The sequence below is a fragment of the Fructilactobacillus sp. Tb1 genome, assembly GCF_050500285.1.
Taxonomy (GTDB): domain Bacteria; phylum Bacillota; class Bacilli; order Lactobacillales; family Lactobacillaceae; genus Fructilactobacillus.
The window spans coordinates 672,782-695,920 of sequence record NZ_CP191377.1; the positions used below are offsets into that span (position 1 = coordinate 672,782).

15 protein-coding genes and 1 rRNA gene are annotated in these 23,139 nt (G+C 37.3%); 4 read left to right on the top strand and 12 right to left on the bottom strand.

The window, feature by feature from the left end:
- Positions 1-183: 183 nt before the first annotated feature.
- Together ACQW5G_RS03555 and ACQW5G_RS03560 are read right to left on the bottom strand one after the other, a co-directional pair.
- Positions 184-1,760 (bottom strand): 16S ribosomal RNA (locus tag ACQW5G_RS03555).
- 381 nt (positions 1,761-2,141) lie between these two features.
- A complete protein-coding gene (locus ACQW5G_RS03560) occupies positions 2,142-4,673 on the bottom strand; it encodes a M1 family metallopeptidase (protein WP_429971691.1) in 2,532 nt (843 codons plus the stop codon).
- 172 nt (positions 4,674-4,845) lie between these two features.
- Between ACQW5G_RS03560 and ACQW5G_RS03565 the strand changes: the two genes are divergently transcribed.
- Positions 4,846-6,039, top strand: coding sequence for an MFS transporter (locus ACQW5G_RS03565; RefSeq protein WP_429971692.1), 1,194 nt, complete (start codon positions 4,846-4,848; stop codon positions 6,037-6,039).
- A gap of 139 nt (positions 6,040-6,178) precedes the next feature.
- Positions 6,179-8,575, top strand: coding sequence for a phosphoketolase family protein (locus ACQW5G_RS03570; protein ID WP_429971693.1), 2,397 nt, complete (start codon positions 6,179-6,181; stop codon positions 8,573-8,575).
- A gap of 54 nt (positions 8,576-8,629) precedes the next feature.
- On the opposite strand, the gene femX is transcribed toward ACQW5G_RS03570, so the two are convergent.
- Positions 8,630-9,643, bottom strand: coding sequence for a UDP-N-acetylmuramoylpentapeptide-lysine N(6)-alanyltransferase (gene femX / locus ACQW5G_RS03575; protein ID WP_429971694.1), 1,014 nt, complete (start codon positions 9,641-9,643; stop codon positions 8,630-8,632).
- Between the two features lie 129 nt (positions 9,644-9,772).
- A complete protein-coding gene (locus ACQW5G_RS03580) occupies positions 9,773-10,555 on the bottom strand; it encodes a sulfite exporter TauE/SafE family protein (RefSeq protein WP_429971695.1) in 783 nt (260 codons plus the stop codon).
- A 299-nt stretch (positions 10,556-10,854) separates the two neighbouring features.
- On the opposite strand from ACQW5G_RS03580, the gene ACQW5G_RS03585 reads away from it, so the two are divergent.
- Positions 10,855-12,111, top strand: coding sequence for an MFS transporter (locus ACQW5G_RS03585; protein ID WP_429971696.1), 1,257 nt, complete (start codon positions 10,855-10,857; stop codon positions 12,109-12,111).
- Positions 12,112-12,114: 3 nt separating this feature from the next.
- Positions 12,115-13,365 (top strand): hypothetical protein, encoded by a 1,251-nt coding sequence (locus ACQW5G_RS03590; RefSeq protein WP_429971697.1) that lies wholly within the window; start codon positions 12,115-12,117, stop codon positions 13,363-13,365.
- A 43-nt stretch (positions 13,366-13,408) separates the two neighbouring features.
- Here the strand turns inward: ACQW5G_RS03590 and spxB are convergent, their stop codons facing one another.
- From spxB to walK, 8 genes are all read right to left on the bottom strand, one after another.
- The gene (gene spxB, locus ACQW5G_RS03595; RefSeq protein WP_429971698.1) at positions 13,409-15,223 is read right to left on the bottom strand and encodes a pyruvate oxidase; all 1,815 of its coding nucleotides are present in this window, start codon (positions 15,221-15,223) and stop codon (positions 13,409-13,411) included.
- A 116-nt stretch (positions 15,224-15,339) separates the two neighbouring features.
- Positions 15,340-16,101 carry a YibE/F family protein gene (locus ACQW5G_RS03600; protein ID WP_429971699.1) on the bottom strand — a complete coding sequence of 254 codons (762 nt, stop codon included), beginning with the start codon at positions 16,099-16,101 and terminating at the stop codon, positions 15,340-15,342.
- On the bottom strand, positions 16,098-17,213 hold the full coding sequence (locus ACQW5G_RS03605; RefSeq protein WP_429971700.1) for a YibE/F family protein: 1,116 nt from the start codon (positions 17,211-17,213) through the stop codon (positions 16,098-16,100). Before ACQW5G_RS03605 ends, ACQW5G_RS03600 begins: the two co-directional genes overlap by 4 nt.
- A 39-nt stretch (positions 17,214-17,252) precedes the next feature.
- Complete coding sequence (gene rlmH / locus ACQW5G_RS03610; protein WP_429971701.1) at positions 17,253-17,732, bottom strand: 23S rRNA (pseudouridine(1915)-N(3))-methyltransferase RlmH; 480 nt, start codon at positions 17,730-17,732, stop codon at positions 17,253-17,255.
- A gap of 611 nt (positions 17,733-18,343) precedes the next feature.
- Positions 18,344-19,147 carry an MBL fold metallo-hydrolase gene (locus ACQW5G_RS03615; protein ID WP_429971702.1) on the bottom strand — a complete coding sequence of 268 codons (804 nt, stop codon included), beginning with the start codon at positions 19,145-19,147 and terminating at the stop codon, positions 18,344-18,346.
- Positions 19,140-19,994, bottom strand: coding sequence for a two-component system regulatory protein YycI (locus ACQW5G_RS03620; protein WP_429971703.1), 855 nt, complete (start codon positions 19,992-19,994; stop codon positions 19,140-19,142). Before ACQW5G_RS03620 ends, ACQW5G_RS03615 begins: the two co-directional genes overlap by 8 nt.
- Positions 19,984-21,300 (bottom strand): two-component system activity regulator YycH, encoded by a 1,317-nt coding sequence (gene yycH, locus ACQW5G_RS03625; RefSeq protein WP_429971704.1) that lies wholly within the window; start codon positions 21,298-21,300, stop codon positions 19,984-19,986. The genes ACQW5G_RS03620 and yycH overlap by 11 nt, the downstream gene beginning before the upstream one ends.
- On the bottom strand, positions 21,284-23,131 hold the full coding sequence (walK, locus tag ACQW5G_RS03630) for a cell wall metabolism sensor histidine kinase WalK (RefSeq protein WP_429971705.1): 1,848 nt from the start codon (positions 23,129-23,131) through the stop codon (positions 21,284-21,286). The genes yycH and walK overlap by 17 nt, the downstream gene beginning before the upstream one ends.
- Between the last annotated feature and the right edge of the window lie 8 nt (positions 23,132-23,139).

A 23,139-nucleotide genomic window follows, 5' to 3' on the forward strand; every position in this document is an offset into this window, starting at 1 on the left:
CGATTAAAACTAATTAAAAAACTCAAAAATAACACAATGGTTATTTCTCGGTTCAATTATATAAAAATATAATTATTACAGAAAATAATATTATCTAGTTTTCAAAGAACAAAATTAAGAGAGTAGAAACTCTCAAAACTGAATAAGATTTTGATTAATGTAAGGTTCCGAATTATTCCTTAGAAAGGAGGTGATCCAGCCGCAGGTTCTCCTACGGCTACCTTGTTACGACTTCACCCTAATCATCTGTCCCACCTTAGGCGGCGGACTCCTAAAAGGTTATCCAACCGACTTTGGGTGTTACAAACTCTCATGGTGTGACGGGCGGTGTGTACAAGACCCGGGAACGTATTCACCGTGGCATGCTGATCCACGATTACTAGCGATTCCAACTTCATGCAGTCGAGTTGCAGACTGCAATCCGAACTGAGAACGACTTTAAGAGATTAGCTTGACCTCGCGGTTTCGCAACTCGTTGTATCGCCCATTGTAGCACGTGTGTAGCCCAGGACATAAGGGGCATGATGATTTGACGTCGTCCCCACCTTCCTCCGGTTTATCACCGGCAGTCTCTCTAGAGTGCCCAACTTAATGCTGGCAACTAAAGACAAGGGTTGCGCTCGTTGCGGGACTTAACCCAACATCTCACGACACGAGCTGACGACAACCATGCACCACCTGTCATTCTGTCCCCGAAGGGAACGTCTAATCTCTTAGATTGGCAGAAGATGTCAAGTCCTGGTAAGGTTCTTCGCGTAGCATCGAATTAAACCACATGCTCCACCGCTTGTGCGGGTCCCCGTCAATTCCTTTGAGTTTCAACCTTGCGGTCGTACTCCCCAGGCGGAATGCTTAATGCGTTAGCTGCGGCACTGAGAGGCGGAAACCTCCCAACACCTAGCATTCATCGTTTACGGCATGGACTACCAGGGTATCTAATCCTGTTTGCTACCCATGCTTTCGAGCCTCAGCGTCAGTTACAGACCAGATAGCCGCCTTCGCCACTGGTGTTCCTTCATATATCTACGCATTTCACCGCTACACATGAAGTTCCACTATCCTTTTCTGCACTCAAGTTTATCAGTTTCCGATGCACTTCTCCGGTTAAGCCGAAGGCTTTCACATCAGACTTAATAAACCGCCTGCGCTCCCTTTACGCCCAATAAATCCGGACAACGTTTGCCACCTACGTATTACCGCGGCTGCTGGCACGTAGTTAGCCGTGACTTTCTGGTTAGATACCGTCACACCGTGAGCAGTTACTCTCACGGCCGTTCTTCTCTAACAACAGAGTTTTACGAGCCGAAACCCTTCTTCACTCACGCGGCGTTGCTCCATCAGACTTTCGTCCATTGTGGAAGATTCCCTACTGCTGCCTCCCGTAGGAGTATGGGCCGTGTCTCAGTCCCATTGTGGCAGATTACCCTCTCAGGTCTGCTACGTATCATCGCCTTGGTGAGCTATTATCTCACCAACTAGCTAATACGCCGCGGGTCCATCCAGAAGCACTAGCACAAAGGCCAGCTTTCAAACAAGAACCATGCGGTTCTTGTTGTTATACGGTATTAGCATCTGTTTCCAGGTGTTATCCCCTTCTTCTGGGCAGGTTACCCACGTGTTACTCACCAGTTCGCCACTCAGTCGGATCTAAAATCAAATCGATGCAAGCATCTCATTTCAATTAGGCGACTTCGTTCGACTTGCATGTATTAGGCACGCCGCCAACGTTCGTCCTGAGCCAGGATCAAACTCTCATTTTAGAATGAGAACTTTACTAGCTCTTATTTATTACTTTTCGCAAATTGACATTGCAATTGTTTAATTTCTAAACTAAGTTTAAAAATTATCCTTACACTTTATTGTAATCAAAATCTTGTTCAGTTTTCAAAGATCTACTCAAGTTCTGTCGTAACAGAACAAGAACTATGTTACTCGGAAAGAGATGTAAAGTCAACACTTTTTTATAATTAATTTTAAAAGTTAATTTATAAATTTGTGACTTCCTCTTAACGAACGATTACTATCATATCGTGTTATAAATTCTTTGTCAACACTTTTTGGTCAAAAAAAGTCAAATTTATTTTTAACCAAACAAAAAAGCAAATTTCAACGTTCTGAAATTTGCTTTTTCTACTATATGATTAAGCTTCTTTAGCAACTGCATCATTTACTGCAGTCTTTTCTTTTTCCACTAAATCAACTTTACCTTGAATCAATTTCTTATCCATTTTAATTTCACGAGTTAATCCTGGAGTATTAATCTTAGGGTCAAAGAAAGCATTAAACTCTGCTAGTCTTTCTGGCGTATGGAAGATGTTTGCCGTTACAGTAATGAAAGTTGCAAATTCCATATCACCACCAACGGTAGCTTCAAGCCATGCCCAGTCATTACGAATCCAATCCCAAGCTGCTTGTTGACTTTCGTCATTAGCAAGCACGCCACGGTACCACGCCCGTAAATCTTGAGGTTTGATAACATCCGCATTTTCAAAGTCAGCCACCAACGCCTTAACCAAATCAGGTTCAGTTACGTTTGGTACTGCCATACAGATATCTTGCTTGTAACTAGGATCAACTGTTTCGTGATATTCCTTCATTAATTTATCAAACAAAGCCTTACTACTAAAGTTTTGGACTTCGTTTTTCAAAACTAATCCACGAACTGAAGATGGCAATTTAATTAAATCATCATTGTGATCTTCATATAATTCATGCGCTTGAGCAATTGAAACAGCATCTTGTGCATATAATGATGCATTCAATACGTAAGGACGAACCAATTGATCATCGTTAGTATCAGTTTCTTTTGGATTCCAATCAAGTCGTTCCACTTGTTTCTTACATAACTTACCAAACAATTCACGTAATTCTTGTTCTTCTGGACTTCCAGCTACTACGAATTGTTTCAATGAATTAGCAATACTATAGAGAACAGAGATAACAGCTACTGATTTATCATTTGCAAACTTAACTAACAAAGGCACTAATGATGCATATGATAAACGTTGTGCTGATGCTAATAATTGAGCATCTTGAAGCAATTGACGTTTACCGATCGCATCTAAATCATCCGCATGATCAAGAATATCTTGCATCAATTGATCATCATATTGGACGATGAAATGAGAGTTATTTCCAACATTTAAGCGGAAAGGTGTGTCATTTTCAGCACGTAAGGCTTCATAATCACCCAAGTTAAGGTCTGTTTCACTCATAATTTGAGGAGTACCATAATTGCCGTTCAATGGAATTTGCCAAGTCCGGCCTTGATCTTCGCCACCACCGATGAAGAATTGTTGTTGATGAAGTACTAATTGACCTGCATCATTCACTTTAGCTGTGACAACTGGGTAACCGGGTTGTTCCAACCATGACTTCATGATTTCACCAACGTTGATTCCAGAAGCTTCACCTAAAGCATTCCATAAATCGGCACCAGTTGAATTACCGTATTGATGTTCAGCAAAGTAGTTCTTTAACCCTTCACGAAGCGCTTTATCACCAATTAAGGCCCGAACCATTACTAACATCCGTGCACCCTTAGCGTACACAATCGCACTATCAAAGAGTGAGTCAATTTCAGCTGGGTTATTAACGTCCACGTGCACTGATTGGACGCCATCAGTAGCATCTCGTTTCAAAGCAGCAGGAACATCTGACATTTGGAATAATTCCCAAACATTCCATTCTGGATTTAAGGCATCAACAGAGACATATTCCATCATGTTGGCAAAACTTTCGTTCAACCAAAGGTCATCCCACCACTTCATGGTTACTAAGTCACCAAACCATTGGTGTGCAATTTCATGAGTGATAACTGTGGCAACTAATTCCTTGGTATCTAAAGGAGTATTGTCAGGATCTAATAGTAGATAAGCTTCCCGATAAGTAATTAGTCCCCAGTTTTCCATAGCACCAGCTGAGAAATCAGGTAACGCTAATTGCCATGAATGTGGAAGTGGATATGGAGTTTGATAGAAATCTTCGTAGAATTCGATGGCACGTTTAGCAATATCTAACGCAAAATCGAGTTCGTTAGCTTTATGTGCTTTAGTAGCAAACACTCCAACTTTGACTCCACTATCAGTGGTAGTCATATTGCTTTGTAAATCACCAAAGGCAAAGGCTACTAAATAAGTAGACATTTTAACCGTTTCATCAAAGTAATGAACTCCGGCAGCTTCATGATTTTCTGGCATGTTAGCTAACACTGTTTCGCCTGGTTTTTCATCAAACTTGATGGCTAAACTAAATGTAGCTTTAGCTTCTGGTTCGTCAACACATGGGAAAGCTTGACGTGCAAACGTTGTTTCAAATTGTGTACCAATAATTTGTTGCTTCTTACCGTTCAATTCGTAATATGAAGGATAAATTCCCATCAAAGTATCGGTCAATTCAGTATGATATTTAATGGTCAACTTCACTTCACCAGCGTGAGGTAAAGTGACACGAACTGCTTCGGCATCATTATCAGTTGTAAAAACAGCTGGTTTGTCATCAGCTAAAACTTCATCAATCACCAAAAACTTTTGGTTTACTGCAATTTCTGATTGGGTTGCATTCCCAGTAATGGTAGTTTTACCTGTGATAGTTTTCTTTTCACGGTCCACATCGACAAAGACGTCGTAATGTTCCGGTTGGAAAGTATCATAAAAACGTTCAATTTCAGCCATGATTCAACCTCTTTTCAATTAATATTGCTATTATATAACGATTTAGACCTGTAATTTAAGCATTTCGCTTTAATTTTTTTGATAAATGTACGTATTATGGAAGAAAACGGATTTTCTTTCCGAAAATTCGTGCTAGAATTAGTCTTATCGCTTAATTAAAGGAGTATCGTCTGTGGCAAAAGAAACCAAACGGGCCATCTTAATTATTGTCCTTGCCAACTTCATCATTTGTTTGGGTTGGGGATTAATAATTCCAGTGGAACCATTTATCAAAATTGAATATCATCTAACAGCAGGACAAATGGGAATTATGACTTCACTGTATGCCTTTGCCCAGTTTATTTTTTCCCCAGTAGTCGGAAAAATTTCTGACAAAACAGGACGCACCCCCATTCTAACAGCAGGATTGATTCTCTATGCTGTCTCTGAATTTATGTTTGCCGCTGCGGGAGACGTAATGTGGTTCAACATTTCTCGAATTATTGGTGGAATTTCTGCTGCAATGGTGGGAACTACTTCCATGGCAATGGCAGCTGATTTATCGAGTGATAAGGATCGTGCCAAAGTGATTGGTTGGATTTCCGCAGCTCTAAGTGGTGGATTAATCATCGGTCCCGGACTTGGTGGTGTTTTGGCTAACATGAGTTATAAAATGCCCTTCTGGTTCTCAGGAATTTCTGGAATTGTTGCTGCCATCATCTTTACTATCGGAATTCCCAAACATTTGAAAGCGCAAAGTCATGGTGAAGTGATTGAAGGACTTCCCGTCAGTGACAAAGGATATAAATCAATCATGAGCAAGGCTGTCATTATTCTATTCGCGATGATTTTAGTCTCATCATTCGGTCTCTCGGGATTTGAAAGTATCTATACTTTGTACGTGAACGAAGTGTTCAAATTTACTTTGAACGAAATTGCCATCGTCTTGATTTTAAACGGAATCTTCTCGTTAATTTTACAAGTGGTCTTATTTGATAAGATGGTCAATTTCTTCAGTGAAATTGGCTTAACGCGAATTTGTTTCATCATTGGAACATTGAGTACGGTTTGGATTTTACTTGCCCATTCCCAAATCGAAGTTATCATTGCAACGCTCTTTATCTTCTGTGCCTTTGATATTCTTCGACCTTCAATTACTACGATGTTGACGCGTTTTGGAAAAAACAATCAGGGTTTAATCAATGGAATCAACATGTCACTTACTAGTATTGGTAATATTATTGGACCAATTTTTGCTGGTGGCTTGATGGATATCAATCCCCACATTCCTTACATTATTGTGGCTACTATTTTAGGTGCATCCGCTCTAATCACTTCCTTAGTTAGTCATGAAATGAAAATCAATAAAAATATTAAAACCAATTAAAAAGCAGATCTCGATTTTGAGATCTGCTTTTTTGATTACTTTTTCTAATAGTTCATATCTATTTTATCTATTTCTATAATAGATAAAACGTTGTTAGAATAGCACTGTAATAAATAATTAATTAAAGGAAGTGCTATTTATGTCAACAAATTACGATTCAAAAAAATACCTAGACACAATGAAACAATATTGGAGTGCTGCTAACTATCTTTCTGTTGGACAACTATTCTTACGTGATAATCCCCTCTTGGAAAAACCTTTAACTTCTAAAGATGTCAAAGTTAAACCAATTGGTCACTGGGGTACGATTGCATCCCAAAACTTTATCTATACTCATTTAAACCGTGTAATTAATAAATACAATTTAAACATGTTTTACATCGAAGGTTCAGGTCATGGTGGTCAAGTAATGGTTTCTCAATCATATCTTGATGGCAGTTATTCAGATATTTATCCAAGAATTACTGCTGATAAAGCTGGGATGGCCAAACTATTCAAACAGTTCTCATTCCCAGGCGGTATCGCATCTCACGCTGCCCCTGAAACTCCTGGATCAATGCATGAAGGGGGAGAATTAGGTTACTCATTATCACATGGTGTTGGTGCAATTCTTGATAACCCTGATGTGATTGCTGCCGTTGAAATTGGTGATGGGGAAGCTGAAAGTGGTCCTTTAGCCGGTTCTTGGTTTTCAAGCTCCTTTATCAACCCAGTTACTGATGGAGCTGCTTTACCAATCATTAATTTAAATGGTTTTAAAATTGGTAACCCAACTATCTTTAACCGGACTTCTGATGAAGATCTACGTAAATACTTTGAAGGTTTAGGTTGGAAACCTTACTTCGTTGAAACTAATGAACCTCATGGGACTAACGTTGATGAAACTAACGCTAACATGGCTAAAACTATGGATGCCGCTATTTCAGATATTTTAGCAATCCAAAAGAATGCTCGTGAAAATCAAACTCCTGAAACAGCTACTCGTCCAGCATGGCCAATGATTGTCTTCCGTTCACCTAAAGGTTGGACTGGTCCTGAATACAATGCTGAAGGGCTTCCAATTGAAGGATCATTCAGAGCTCATCAAGTTCCCCTTCCACTATCAGCTAACGATATGGGAACTGCTGATGAATTTGTCAAATGGATGAAGAGCTACAGACCAGAAGAATTATTTGATGAAAATGGTCATTTAAACGACACACTTAAAGCCTTAGTTCCAAAAGGTAATCACCGGATGTCAGTTAACCCAATTACTAATGGTGGAATTAATCCTAAACCATTAGATCTTCCTAATTACCGTAACTACGCTGTTGACGTTAAAGTTCCTGGTCAAATTGAAGCCATGGATATGGTGGTTTGGTCATCATGGATTCGTGATGTAATTAAGAAAAATCCTAACAACTTCCGGGTCTTTGGTCCTGATGAAACATGGTCAAACCGTCTTTGGAATATGTTCGAAACTACTAACCGTCAATGGGAACGTAAAATAGATGCTCCCTTTGATGCTCATATGGCACACAGTGGCCGAGTAATTGATTCTCAATTGTCTGAACATGATGATGAAGGTTGGTTAGAAGGTTATGTCTTAACTGGTCGTCATGGATTCTTTGCTACTTATGAAGCTTTTGGTCGTGTTGTGGATTCAATGCTTACTCAACATTTCAAATGGTTAAGAAAAGCATCTGAATTAGAATGGAGAAACAAATACCCTTCATTAAACTTCGTAGACTGTTCAACTGTTTTCCAACAAGATCATAACGGTTACACTCATCAAGATCCAGGTCTTATCAATCACCTTTCAGAAAAGAAACCTGAATTCATTCGCGAATATTTACCTGCTGATGCTAACTCATTACTTGCTGTTGCTGATGTGGCCTTTTCAAGCTATGAAAAGATTAACTTGCTTATCACTTCAAAGCACCCTCGTCCACAATGGTTCAACATTGATGAAGCTTCAAACCTTGTTAAAAATGGTTTAGGATATGTTGACTGGGCTTCTACTGACCACGGGTCAAAACCTGATATCGTCATTGCAACTGCCGGAGTTGAACCAACCCTTGAAGGTTTAGCTGCTGTATCTATTCTTCATAAACATTTCCCTGAAATGAAGATTCGTTTTATCAATGTGGTTGATTTACTTAAATTGCGTAGTCCTAAAGTTGACCCTCGTGGATTAACCGACGAAGATTTTAATGCGCTATTTACCACTGATACCCCAATTCTATTTGCGTTCCATGGCTTTGAAGATATGATTGACTCAATCTTCTTTAACCGTGACAATAAAAATGTTGATATTCATGGATATCGTGAAAATGGTGATATTACTACCCCATTCGACATGCGCGTGCTTAACCAATTAGACCGTTTTGACTTAGCTAAAGATGTTGTGAAAGCTATTCCTGGATTAGCCGCAACTAACATGAACTTTATTCAAGAAATGAACGATATGATTGATAAACACAATCATTACATTAGAGAAGAAGGTACCGATTTACCAGAAGTTACTAACTGGAAATGGGAACCACTCACTAAATAAGCTGCCAAATTAAAAAGCAGATCTCAATTTTGAGATCTGCTTTTTGTGTACATATTAATCTTTAACTAGTTCTTTGTAAGCTGCGTCATCTAGCACGACGTCGATTTCACCAATATATTCTTTTGGTGATGCCTTAACAAAGGTATGTTTGAAGACCCATAGTGGATCACTAGTTGATTCACTTTCGATTCCACCCATATCATAAAGCGTGATTTCAGGTGAGTCTAAAGCCCATTGAATCATGGCAGTTTGGACTGCGTATGGTGCGTAGTAAATGTTGCCATCCATTGATCCAGCATAAACATACCAAATCTTATCCCCGTATTTAAGGGCAATTCCAGTTGAAAGTAATTTACCTTCGCGTTTAGCCACGTAAATTCGTAAAGTATCTTCATCAAAGGCATCTAACATGCGTTGGAAATATTCTTTTGGACGATAAGTGATTCCATGACGGTTCGCCATTGTTTCGTAAGTTTGGTAGAAAGCGTCAAGGGCTGCTTCATCGTGACCCCAAGTAACTTCTACGCCATCACGAATTGGACGTTTCAATTTACTCTTAGTCTTTGATGGATAAAGATCTAAAGTAGTTTCCTTACCAGGAAAATCATTTAAGTCTAAGACCATGTTCAAACGAGGTTGAATTGTAGCGTGCATACCTTCATCAGCAACATTACGGTTACGAGTCTTGTACCCACGTTTAATAAGTTCTTCATTTAATTCATCTGAATATTCAATTTCTGGATCCATACGTAAAACGTAGGCATCTGGTAAAATTTTTTTAGCTTCAGCAACTAATTTATCCAAAAGATCTAGGTCAAATTTATCAGCAATAATTGGACCCTTTGAAGCATAGGCAAATTTCTTACCTGTTGGTGTATCAGTCAATAGCATTGACATTGCAGCAACGATTTCACCCTTATCATTTTCCACGAAAACTTCACGAGATTCCCAATTATTTTTAACTTTTGCCCAACCAAGGTCTTGGGTAAGACGTCCTTCTTTAGTACTACGCATAAATTTTTCGTAGCGTGCTACCATTTCTTTATCTTTTTGGTCTAAAACTGGCATCTGTGTTCCCACTCCTTTTTTACTATGTATTACTGCTAATTATAGCATAGTGCCCGTTAAAGAAACGGTTAAGATAATTATGCAACTAACAAAAAACGTCTCCCCAAATTGAGAGACGTTACATTATTTTTATCCAAAATATGCTTGATAACCAAGATATCCAGCCAAGGCAAATGAAGCTAAAGCGATTAACATTCTAAGCAATTTAACGTTCACATGACGAACAATCAATGGACCAGTGTACCCTCCGATTAACAAACCGATTCCCATTGGAATTACAGCTCCCCAATCAATAGTTGCTTTAAAAATGAATAAAATTGTGGCTACTAAGTTACAGATACAACACATGAAATTTTTCACGGCATTATATTCAGCAAAATCTTCGTGAGTAATTACTCCTAAAATTGCAAGGAGCACCACCCCACCAGCGGCACCAAAGTAACCAAGATAGCCACCGGTAAATACCATTGCTGCATAACTAAATAATCTAATAATGCGTTCGCGATGTGGGTTAGTAGCATCCTTTTTCAATTTGACTGTAGTATCATCCGTTCCCCGACCAGAGAGGATTAACAATACCCCAGCTGAAAGAATAAAAAAGGGCACAACCTTTTCAAAAGTTGCTGCTGGAGCGATTAATAGCAATGAACTACCAATTAAACTACCAATAACGGCTAAAATTGTATAACCAAAAACTCGGTGCCATTGACCCTTTAGTTCTTTTAATGAAGCCGGAATTGCACCTAAACCAGTACTAATTAATGCTACTGTGTTAGTCACATTAGCGACAACTGGGGGGATTCCTACCATTAACAAAGCTGGATAAGACACAATTGATGCTAGCCCAGCGATTGTAGCTAGCAGACCAGCTGCAATCCCAGCTGCAATCAAAAACAAGATTTGTAATAACATTTTTTGCGGAAAACTTCCTTCCTCTTTACATTCATAACGTTATCTTCCATTATACATTAAATATTTCTTAACTCTAACTATGATTTTACCAGGTTATATAATTCGTAATTTATTCATTTTATTAACATTTAATTAAAAATAGTTTGTATTTTAGTTAAAAATCTGTATACTACTTTGTAATACATACGATTATTCAAAAAATGGAGGATTGTCCAATGGTAAAATTGAGAACTAACCGTAAATAATAAATAAAAGTAGCCGAGCTCCTTTATTATGCTACTTATTAAGGAGTTTCGACTATGAAAAACATAAAAAATCCGGTGATCAGATATTTATTAATCTTATCAACCATCGGAGTTTTAGGTAGTAGTTTATATCGAAATGTTTTAATTCAATTTGCTGCTACTTTAGAATTTGCAAAATGGGCCATCGTGGTAGTTTCAACTACCCAATGTATCCCATATTTAATACAAACGATTCCTGGAAAATATGCTGATAAAACGAAACAAAAATTCAGTGCTATGTTCTATACCCAATTATTCGCTGGATTTATATTCATCGTGATTGGATTATTGTTAGATTTGCGAAATTGGTTTGCTTTAGTTGTAATCTTATTGTTAGACGGAATTGTCACATTGATTTCACTCTATGAAAGTGGCTTAATTGCTGTCATTCAAAAACGTTATGTTCCAAAGAAATTATTAGAATCATCGACTGGCTTAATTACTGGAATAACCATATTGATACAAATGTCTGGTCAATCAATTGGGGTTGGTATATTAGTTATCACTCATAATGATTTTCAAATTACTGCTTATATTAATGCACTGACCTTTTTTATCTCAGCAATCTTCATTTACTTAAAACGTCATCAATTTAATAATGAAAGCTTGGCTAGCATCCGCCAGCCTTCTGTTTCACGTGAAACAAATCACCATAAATTCACTAAATCAGAATTTTGGAACTATGTTAAAAATATCTTCCAAGCTAATCCGTACATTATGTTAACAAGTCTCCTATTTGAAAATTTTGTCTTTTCTGGCTTATTTCCATACGTCAGTATTATCCTATTACATGATAAATATATGCACGTTCCTTACTCCGTTAGTATATTACTATTTTCATTTTCAATGAGTCTTGGATTCCTAATTGGAAGTATTTTGGCAGACAAAATCCTCACCAAAACACCTTTACCAATTATTGGAATGACAGTTGATATATTAACTATCATCTTCTTTTTCATGATGTTTATTTTCCATCAACCATATGTCGCCTTTGGATTCATCTTTTTCATCTACCTCTTATTCGGAAAATTTGATACTAAAGTTTATTCTCGAACAATTATGGTAGTTGATGAAAACATCTTGGCTAGTTTCAGATCAAAGATGAACTCCTTAGTTTATCTCTCACTTCCACTGGGAACGTTCGTCCTCCCGTTTATTGCAACGGTCATGGGAAACTTTTACAGTTTTATTTTAGTTGCCTTCTGTATGGCAATTAACATCATCATTTTACTATTCGCCACATGGGAGGCAGCGCATCCTAAAGGAGAATAATTTATGAATATTTTTAAAAAGAACCGTAATTTTCGCGTTGCGATTTATGCCAGTATGATTAACATTTTAGGCACAACCTTGTTTAACATCGTTTTTATTATTTATGCGAGTAAAATGCCTAACCCTGCTTTAGCAGTGAGTTGCGTATCAATTATTGAAGCAATTCCATATGTTACTGACATAATCACTGGCTATCTAGCAGATCATACTAGGAATCAATATGACAGTATTTTACGAGTTCGTTTACTACAAATTGCATTATTTTTACTATTAAGTTTTTTAGTTGGTTTACACGCAAACTGGATTATCTTTGGAATTTTATTAGTAATAAATTATGTATCATCATGCCTCAGTTCATATAGTGGGCTATTATTTTTACCAATGTTTAAGCATCTTGTCCCTGAAAACGAATTAGCTGATGCTCGTGGATTTCAAGCTGGAATAAGCGGATCAATCTACCTCCTTGGGGGAATGATTGGTGCCAGTTCATTAGCATTGTTGAATAACAATTTCGTTTTCTTTGGATTGTTTAATACAGCTACTTTTTTAGTTGCTTACTTAATTTTCAAGTTGAACCGTAAAGCATTTAATTATCATGTAGAAAACAAAGCCAATTCTAAATCAGAAACTGAAAAAACCAATTTTATCGCAGAACTAAAACAAAATTTAAAAAACTTAAATAAATACCCGCAATTATTTCATTTTGTTTTTATTTTTATGATTCAGACATTTATAGACTCTTCCATTCAAGTTCTTATTGCGCTAAGTGCTTTACATGATAAATCACTAATAATTTCTAACTACGGTTTTACAATTGCCATCTTCGGAGCCTCTTTAACTGCAGGAACAATCATCGGATCATTTCTTCCACTTAAACAACTGAAAAAGATGAGTTTAGAATTAAATTGTATTTTTGAATGTTCTTCCCTCTTCTTAGTTATCCTAAATATGAACACTTTGAAAAATAGTTACTTATTGCTTTTACTAACTTTCATAGAAGGTTACTTCTTTGGAATCTCTAATCCAAAATTAGATGCTTTCATTATGAAAGTAATTCCTGAAAAATCATTAGGAACCATAATTAGTTCTTTTTCTGCTATTATTTGTATTCCATTGCCCTTAGGTTCAGTCTTTGCTGGAACAATTGGAAATATTGCTAATGGTAAACTTGCTTGGTTCATTCTCTTATTAATCGCTGCCGTAGGTCTGTTTTATTCAGTTAAATTAAAACTAAAATATACATCAATTGCATAACAAAAAACGTATCCAATATGGATACGTTTTTTGCTTTTAAATTCTAAAGTTTGACATCATATTCATCAAAGTAATGCGTTAATGGTAACAATTCTGCTCCATCAAATTTCTTAAATAGTTCGGCAACTGTGTAGGTCTTACCTTCATTTTGAAGATATTTAGGACTCACTGTTTCAGTTAATTTACCATCTGCAATTGTAAGTACTAGGTCTTCAACGGGTAAGGCTCGTTTGTCATTAATTACAATATCAAGTAAGAATGGGTTGCCTGCTTTGGTAGCAGCAATTGCTTGATCAAAAGCGGCAGGAAGATCTGCGTAATCGGTTACTCTCACAGCATCGAGTCCCATACCTTTAGCAATCATCGAGAAATCTTGTTTTTGTAAATCAAGACCAAAAAGATGCATTGGAAGATCTTCTTGTTCCCCTTCAATAAAACTCAAATCACCATTTTGGGTCACAATGTTAATGATTGGAAGGTGATATTTAACCATCGTAACAAGATCTTGCATTACCATTGATAGCGCACCGTCTCCGGCAATATTAAAGACTTGTTTCTGCGGTTCATCAAGTTTCGCAGCAATTGCACCGGGAATTCCTGATCCCATGGTGGCAAACAAAGCTGAAATTACCCACTTGTTCGTTGGTTCAAGATTCAAGTATCTGAAAGTATTAATAATGTTATCACCAACATCAATTGAAAAGACGGCATCTTTATCAGCAACCCGGTTCACTTGATTGTAAACTTGGGCTGGGCTCAAACTAGCAACTTTGCTGGCAGCCATTTTTTCAAGGTAAGCTTTCCAATTCTTTTCATCTGCCACAGCAGCTTTGAAGAATGGAGTTTCAGCTACCGGTTCACTAGCTGTAATGGCTTTTTCGACAAATTCAGTAGCATCTGACCAAATGGCTAAATCAGGAACATGATGACGACCTAATTGAATCTTTGAATTATCAACTTGAACGTATTTAAATGCATGACTAGCATAGTAACTCTTAGCAAATGGGAAATCTCCTCCAATCGCAATTACTAAATCAGCGACACTAAGAATTTCATCCGCTGCTTTAGAAGCTGCTCGGTTAGCAGTGCCTAAATTCCCTGCATAATCTTCATTGACTAATCCTCGTGCAAGTCCATCCATCACAATTGGAATTTGAAGGCGTTTTGATAACTCGATTAATTGATCACCACCAGCTTTAATTCCCCGACCAACATGAATGACTGGACGTTTAGCTGCTTTAACCATGTCCAAGAATTCAGTGACTTCTTCATCGGTTGCTACTGGTTCTGGATTAGGTTTGTTATAGGTCTTGGAAGCTGAATCGTAACGTACGTCTGGAATCATATCAAAGCCAAAATCATTGGGAATCACAACGACTGCGACACCATGTTTAGCATATGCTTCATGAATCGCACGATCAATTACGTGAGGTAAACTTTCAGCACTCATTACTACTCGATCGTAAACAGCGACATCCGCAAACATGGGGACTTCTGGCATTTCTTGGAAATAATTGTAGTTCATGACATCGTGCCCGACTTGCCCAACTAAAGCCAATACCGGAGCATGATCTTCTTTAGCATCGTATAACCCATTTAATAGGTTGACTGCACCAGGACCAGCAGATCCGAAAGCAACTCCAATTTGTCCAGTTAATTTTGCATGAGCAGCGGCAGCTAGTGCCCCAACTTGTTCATGTCGAATTTGAATGTAATTAATGTTATTTTTTTCAACGTCTAAAGCATGCAAAGTTGAGTTAATTGAACCACCAGGATAACCATAAATATCTTTAACCCCATAGGCTTCAATAACCTTAAGCATTGCTACGGCTGCAGGGATTTTCTTTACGTCTTTCATAATAAATACCTCCTTTATTTGTCTATAATATATTCCATTTTGAAAACGCTTTCTATAATTTGGCTTGTAATTATTCTCACAAAAAATACGCCATTAATTAATGACGTATTTTTTAATTATTTAGTTGAATGCGCTTTATTTTTATGGCGAATTACTACCCAAATGGTAACTGGAATCGTCAAGATAACTCCAATAGATGAAATTAAAGTCATGATAAATTCAGAAATAAAAATCTTATCATTCATGACCATTCCAAAACTATAATGTAATCTCGAGAACCAGATGAATAAGGCTAAGAGTTCCCCATAGAAACCAAAGAATAACGTGTTGAAGGCCGTTCCGATAATTTCTTTTCCAATTACTAATCCTTCACTCTTTAACTTTTGATTACTAATCGTAGGATTATGATCTTCAATTTCCACTAATCCAGTTGCAATGGCAACGGCCGCTTCAGCCACTGCCCCTAAACAACTCAAAATGGTCATGGCACAGGAAACATCAAGGAATTTAACCCCTAATTGAAGGGATAATCCTTCTAGATCTTCCGTATTTTCAGGACCAAAACCTTGGACTTGGGCCCAATGTTCAATTGGAATGATTAGCAAAATAACCGCGGCCACTACAACCAATGAGGTAATAAATGCAATATCCGCATTGCGTCCTTGTTGGTTACCAAAGTAAATTGAAATTACCAAAATAATTACGGCATTGACGAGCGTAATGATTAAATAAGGAAAACCATATGATATCAAAACGACTGAAATAAAGACTAAACAGAAGTTCAGCATCAAACCGAGGAATGATACGAATCCTTGTTTCCCCCCTGCCAATAACATGGCAGCAAATAAAATTAAAACTAACGCTGTTATGGTTGTCATTTGATCACCTTCGTCTTACAAATTGCCCCAGCAATCAAACCAGTGATTGGAACGGTTAAAGCAATTCCAATTCCACTAATCAAACTCTGCACGATTCCTAGCGACATAATCATCGAATATGAATAGCCCCAACTATTTCCGTTTTTCAAGAAGAGCATCATCATCGGAAAGGTTCCGGCTACGAAAATAAGGAAGAGCACGTTAATCAACGGTCCCATAATCGAACGACCAATTTTTCTGGCGTCTTCAAAAAGTTGCCAGAAAGTTAAGGTTGGTTCTTCCCGATTGACCGCAAACAAGCTGGAAGTAATATCCGCAGATAAATCCATAATTGCTCCCAGTGACCCAATCATACTAGCCGCAAAGAACAATGGTAAACGTTGTTGTGTAACGTAATCCATCATTTCAAAATTCATACCCTTTTGATGAGTCGTCGTAAGGACGATATAGGCAATTAAAATGGCAGCAAAGGTTCCAGCAATCGTTGAAGCAATCGCGACCACGGTTTCCTTGGATTTCCCAAAAATAAGGAGGGCCGTCACAATCGTAAAAATAATCGACAAAATGGCAAATAAAATAAACGGATTAAAACTCGTATTAACGTCTAATTCAATTGCGACAAAGAATAACATGGCATTAACCACTAAACTCAATAATGCCATTGACCCTCTAAATTTAAGAATAACTAGTAAAAAGGTAATCGTTAACCAAACTAGAAATACGACGGTCGTATCTCGCTTAAATCCGGTAATCATCACCGATGAGGCTTTTAGTTTTTTACTGCCTAGATGAACAAAAATTTGCTGGCCTTGATGATATTCTTGATCACTAGCAGCTGAACCAGTAAATTGATTTTGCGCTTTCACCGTTTTTCCAGCATCTTTTCCATTTAAAACTTTTAAAGTTAACGTTTGATTTTCCTGATAATCATGATTTTGAAATTCATCAGTCGTCTTCGTTCTTCCATAATTATGGACTTGTTCTACTTTGGCAACCGTTTGTTGATAAAACGGTGCATCATAATGGGTAAAGAGAACGGCGACTAGTCCCACAGCTAAGATAATAAAAATCGTGAGCCATTTGAACTGAACTTTCGGCTTAATTCTGGCCAATATGTCATCTCCTAAAGATATTTTATTCCTAGTTTAGCACTACTTATGATAAGGACTACCATTGTTAATCATAAATGCTCGGTAAATCTGTTCACAGAAAACAAGCCGCATTAATTGATGCGGTAACGTAAAGCGACCAAATGAAATGGTATCATTAGCCCGTTTCATCACTGCATCAGACAATCCCAATGACCCCCCAATCACAAATGTAATATCCGAGTGACCGTACGTGGTTAAATCTTTAATCTTTGCTGCAAACTCTTCTGAACTATATTGCTTTCCTAAAATCGCTAAGGCAAACACAAACTCTTTATCACTAATTTTACTAAGAATTCGTTCCCCTTCTTTTTCTTTAACTTCCAGCATTTCTGATTCACTCAAAGATTCTGGGGCTTTTTCATCTGGAACTTGCACGATTTTGAACTTACAAAACCGTGACAGGCGTTTTTCGTATTCTGCAATTCCATCTCTAAAATATTTTTCTTTTACTTTTCCCACAACGACCAATTTTATGTTCATAACTCGACTCCTTTTAACAATTTATCCACAGAGTTATCCACAGAAGTCACAACGGATTGTTCCTTTTTGTGGAATTATCCACCACGCTTTTTCCACGGATTTTGTCAATCTATTTTTTATTTTTTGTTCTTTTCCACAGCAACATATGTTCGTTAACACATTTTTCACACTCTGAGTTACTTGATATCACTACGTCACAGCAATTTGAAAAAATGTTTCTCAAAGTTATGCACACAGACTGTGGATAACTCAAGAGATTTTATTAACTCTTAACAAATCCTTAAGTGGCGGCGTTTAACGCAACCACGGAAAGTTTTGCACAGACTTATGCACAAGTTGTTGACTACTACTATTTAAGCCTTCTTTTTTTCTTAATTATTAATTTCAAAAAAAGTGATCCGTTCGTAATTAAAAAATGAACCTAACAGATAGTTAGCTTGTTTTTGTGTCTTATCTCAGCCCACTTTCCTATTATAACTGACTTTCGCTTTTAATTTTAACCTTTCTGTTAAGCTAACACTCTGTTGTGTTGAATTATAATCGTTCACTAAATCCTATTTTCGCAATCTTTCGACACAAAAAGCGTGATTATCGTCCGGATAATCACGCTTTTAAAGGGTATATAGTTTTGATGGTTTTTCCACATCAGTTCCATGAATTTTAAAATTCTTACCAACTGCTAAACCATTACTCTTCATTAAACGAGAAACAGTTTCAATTTGAAGTTCTTTCGTATTGTTATGATGGCTACGATGGCCTAGGAAGATTTCTTTCGTATTAGGTCCCATAATATCCATTAAGAGCTCAGCACCCTCAACATTGGATAAATGACCCTCATCGCTTTGAATCCGCATCTTAGTGGCATAGTGATAGTCACCGTTTAACAACATATCAGTATCGTAGTTACATTCAAATAAGTAACCGTCTGCTCCCCGCATGACTTCTTCCGCATGCTTTGATAATGCTCCAGTATCGGTGACAATCGCAAAGCTCTTGCCATGGGAACGATAATCATAAAATTGAGCATGCGCCGCATCATGAGAAACTGAGAAGCTTTCAACTTCTAAATCACCTAATTCTTCGATGGTATCAGGGGCAAAAATATGCCGTTGGGCTGGTTTAATTTTTCCAATCCGCCGATTCATGGCATCCCAGGTCGCTTGATTGGCATACACATCCATCCCGTATTTACGAGCTAAAATTCCAACCGCTTTAGAGTGATCAGAATGTTCATGCGTCACAAATAATGAGTCCACATCTTTTAAATCTTTGCCGATTGATTGCATCAAACGTTGAATTCGAATGCCGGATAATCCGGCATCTTCAATAATTTTATGTTCTGGAGTTTCAATGTAGGTAACGTTTCCACCGCTCCCACTGGATAACACACAGACTTTAAAGTCGTCGTTATTCATCTTTGTTATTCACACTTTCTAATGATTGTTGGCTTTGCGCCGTATTTTGTACTTGTTCTGTTTTAAATGATGCGCCACTAAAAGCATTGATTCGATGAATTTGTTCGTGATTTGATGATTTATTTTTGGTAGCAATAATCCAAGTTGGAATATAAACGTCCTTGCCATTGATGTGCAATAACTTGGTATAGCCTAATTGAGCCCAAACAACATCTGAATTGTTAGGAATTCCGTTGTATTGGTACAAATAAATCACGGCTCGTTCTTGTGAAATGACATCCGCTTTTTCATGTAAGACTTTCACATCATTCAATTTTTGTTGGGTGTAACCCGTTAAGCGTTGATTTTCATTCAAATTAAACGTAATCCGCGCATCATCAGTATAAAAATTGCCATCAATCGCCTTTTGATCATAAACCAGTTTCGATTTACTGGAATCCGTTTTATTAAAGGTATATTGATTCCCTGATAAAACAAATCCAGGTTTCTTAATTAGTTGATTGATAGTCTTTTCTGGGTGTTTCGCATCCACTTTTATGGGTGTCCGAAAAGTACTGCTAATTGTATCAGCAGAATCAATCGTGGCATCTTGGTTTTTTAGAGTAACGATTTCACTACCCAAGTTATTATCTTGTGTGGCAGAAAGATAATAACCAGATTTTTTTTGATTCGACAACTTCTTAACCGAAATATCATCACGTTTCATTTCTTTGATGACGGTGCTATTGGCACTTTCGTTTGCGTTATTGTCATTTTGAATATTATTATTTTTGGTCATCATGACTAAGAAAATATCAATCACGATAAAAGCAAATAGGAAGACGGCTTGAATTCGTTTAAAGTTCATTAGAATCATCCTTTCCAATTTGCGTATCTAAATAACGATAACTAATCCACTGGTTGTTGTATTTGATAAACCAACTTGGTTGAAGGGTCACAATTAGTTTATTTTGCGTGTCAGGAACCACTTGATAACCTAACCGAATTCCACTAATTTGTTTCATATTAACCTTACTCTTCTCTAAATCAGACAATAACGTCCGAGAACTGGGAAGCGTGGTATTTTGTTTATCAGTGGGAACGGGAACTTGAAAATCACGTAACGAGAATGAGTAACGTTGCGTGTTGCCATTGATAAATTTATACGTGTAAACCCCTAATTGTTGATTACTATAAACGGGAAAACCTTCAATGTAGAGACGGTAGTTAACGTTGTGTTCTTTTTCGTTATACGTATCAAACTTCGTATTTTCCAATGGCACACCGAGTTCAACCGCATTTTGGTAAGCAGCTTTAAGTGCTGAAATTTGGTTCTTGGTCTTCTCACTAGGCCGGTAATTATTGTAAATAACGTCATCATTATTATCAAACGTTAAGTCTTGATTTTGTGAGCTATAAATCGTCTTATTCTTTTGGTGTTTCACGGCAGCAGTCGTTGTATTTCCAATAATTCGGTTTAAGTATGAATTTTGGGTTTGTTCCTGCAACATATAACCATAATCTTTCATATTTACTTGATTAGGGAAATAAATGTAAGCATGCCCATTAATTGAGCGAAGTTCCACTCGATTTTTAGTAATCTTTTGGTCTAAAATCTTGTGAATTTGGTTTAATTTACGGGAACTAACATCAACTTTATACGCCGCATAATTATCATCATTTAATAAATACACGTGATTATCGTCGTTAATTGGCAAGATGATCCGCTTGATATTACCTTTTCCCGCAAACTGATCATAATGTAAGACTTTAGCTAACATATCTGAAGAAATTTGATTATTATAGTTCAACATCAATGAATCAGGACGATTCATAAGCTTCACGTATTTTTCGCGATTTCCTTGAGTGACTTTCTCTAAGTGAGAATAATCATAGTGTTGCATCGTTTTAAAAACTTCTGAAACTAAATTAGTTGAGGCACTCGTTAACAGTTTTTGATCTGTATCAGTGTTTTCAATTAATTGCGTTGGCGAATAAACATCAATCATATTGCGTGATGTTGATTCCGTATGCAAGGTAGTGGCTTTCTTTTCGTGAGCTTTACTACTAAATCGAGCTGGATTAGTTAGTAATGACACTGATAACACCACACTAATTAAGACTACAATCCCTAACAAAATTGGTAATAAATATCGTTTAAGCTTCACCATCATCCCACAAGTCCTCCTCAACTGTTTCACAAGGTAAAGTAATGTAAAATGTTGATCCTTTACCTTCCACACTGTTTACATGAATGCTACCACCAAATGATTCCACAATTTCCTTTGAAATTGCTAGACCTAATCCACTACCACCTTGGGCACGGGAACGGGCTTTATCAACTCGGTAGAAACGATCAAAAATGTGTTTAATCGCAGATTTGGGCATTCCTAAACCTTGGTCAGCAATACTCATCACAATTTTGTTGTGATTTTCGTAAAGACGACAAGTAATTGTGCCCCCATCTGGAGAATATTTCACAGCATTATTCATAATATTATCAATTACTTGCGTGAAACGATCGGTATCGATTTCAGCCCACAAGTCTTGTTTGGTAAAATCACGTTTAATCTTATAGTTTTTCTTGGTATCATCACTTTTAACAATCATGTCAAAACGATCGAGAATGTAATTAAAGAGCCGGTTAATATTAACTAACTCTGAATTGTACTTTTGGGTACCAGAATCCATCCGCGACAAAGTCAATAAATCATTGATCATCCGAATCATTCGGTTAGTTTCATCTTGAGTCACGTGCAGGAACTTAGGGGCCAATTTCTTATCTTCCCAGGCTCCATCAAGTAGGGCTTCGATGTAAGAATGGACACTCGTCAATGGGGTTCGTAATTCGTGGGAAACATTCGATACGAATTGACGACGGTCAGCATCAATTTTTTGTTGGGCCGTAACATCATGGAACACACACACAATCCCGTTAATAAAACCAGATTTACGTTGAATTAATGAGAAATGGGTTGAGAGAATTAATTTATGTCCATCAGTGGAGAAATCCAACAAGATTTGACCAGGATCATCAATTAAATCTTTCAAAGTATATTTATTTTGTAATTTTAAAACATCCAAAATGGGACGACCAACGACTTGGTCTTTTTCATCATCTAACAAATCAAGCGCTTCATCATTCACGATGGTAACTAATCCCCGACGGTCTGTCGCAATCACACCATCAGTCATGTTATCAAGCACTGAATCCAAACGCCGCCGTTCTGATTCAGTGGATTCTTGGGACTCTTCCACTTGAACGGACAAATTATTCACGGCGTGGGCTAATTGGCCTAATTCATCATTACCGTACACTTGCGCATGTCCAGAATAGTCACCGCGCGCGATTTGTTCCGTTTGACGTTTTAATTCATCGATTGGTTTAGTAATCGCACGTGAAATAACCATCGTTAGGATTAATCCTAAAATGATGGATAAAACTGCGGCAAAAAGATAAATCGTTGTCACACTATTAATGTTGCGGTACACCTGACTCAAATTAGCGCGGATGTATACAGCGCCTTGAATGTTATTTTGATTTTTATCACTACTAATTAACGGCGTAACCACGGTGTAGTAACGGGTGTTATCGTTGGAAGTATTCTTTTCAATAGTTTTTCCACTATAAAGAGAACTCTTGATATCGCTATCAGTGTTCTTTTGTCCGACTAGCGATTGTTCACTAGTTTGACTAGTTCCACGGATATTATCATGGGCATCAACGACAGTTATTTCATCAACATTACTAACGTCCGCATCCTGTAAAATCGTGCGAATTTGTTTGTTAGCTTTGATTTGATTCTTACTGGCAAGTTGTTTCTTAAGGGAGGTATTGACATAAGGTTTTAGCTGAATGGATTCCTTAAAAGTATTCAAATTTTGGTACTCAAGTTGTCTTACAAATACCGTCCCCACAATTTCAAGCGTTAAGAGCAGCATTAGTACGAAAACTAGGGCAATCTTAAAATGAATTGATTTAAAAAAATTCCACTGCTTTTTCATTATGATTC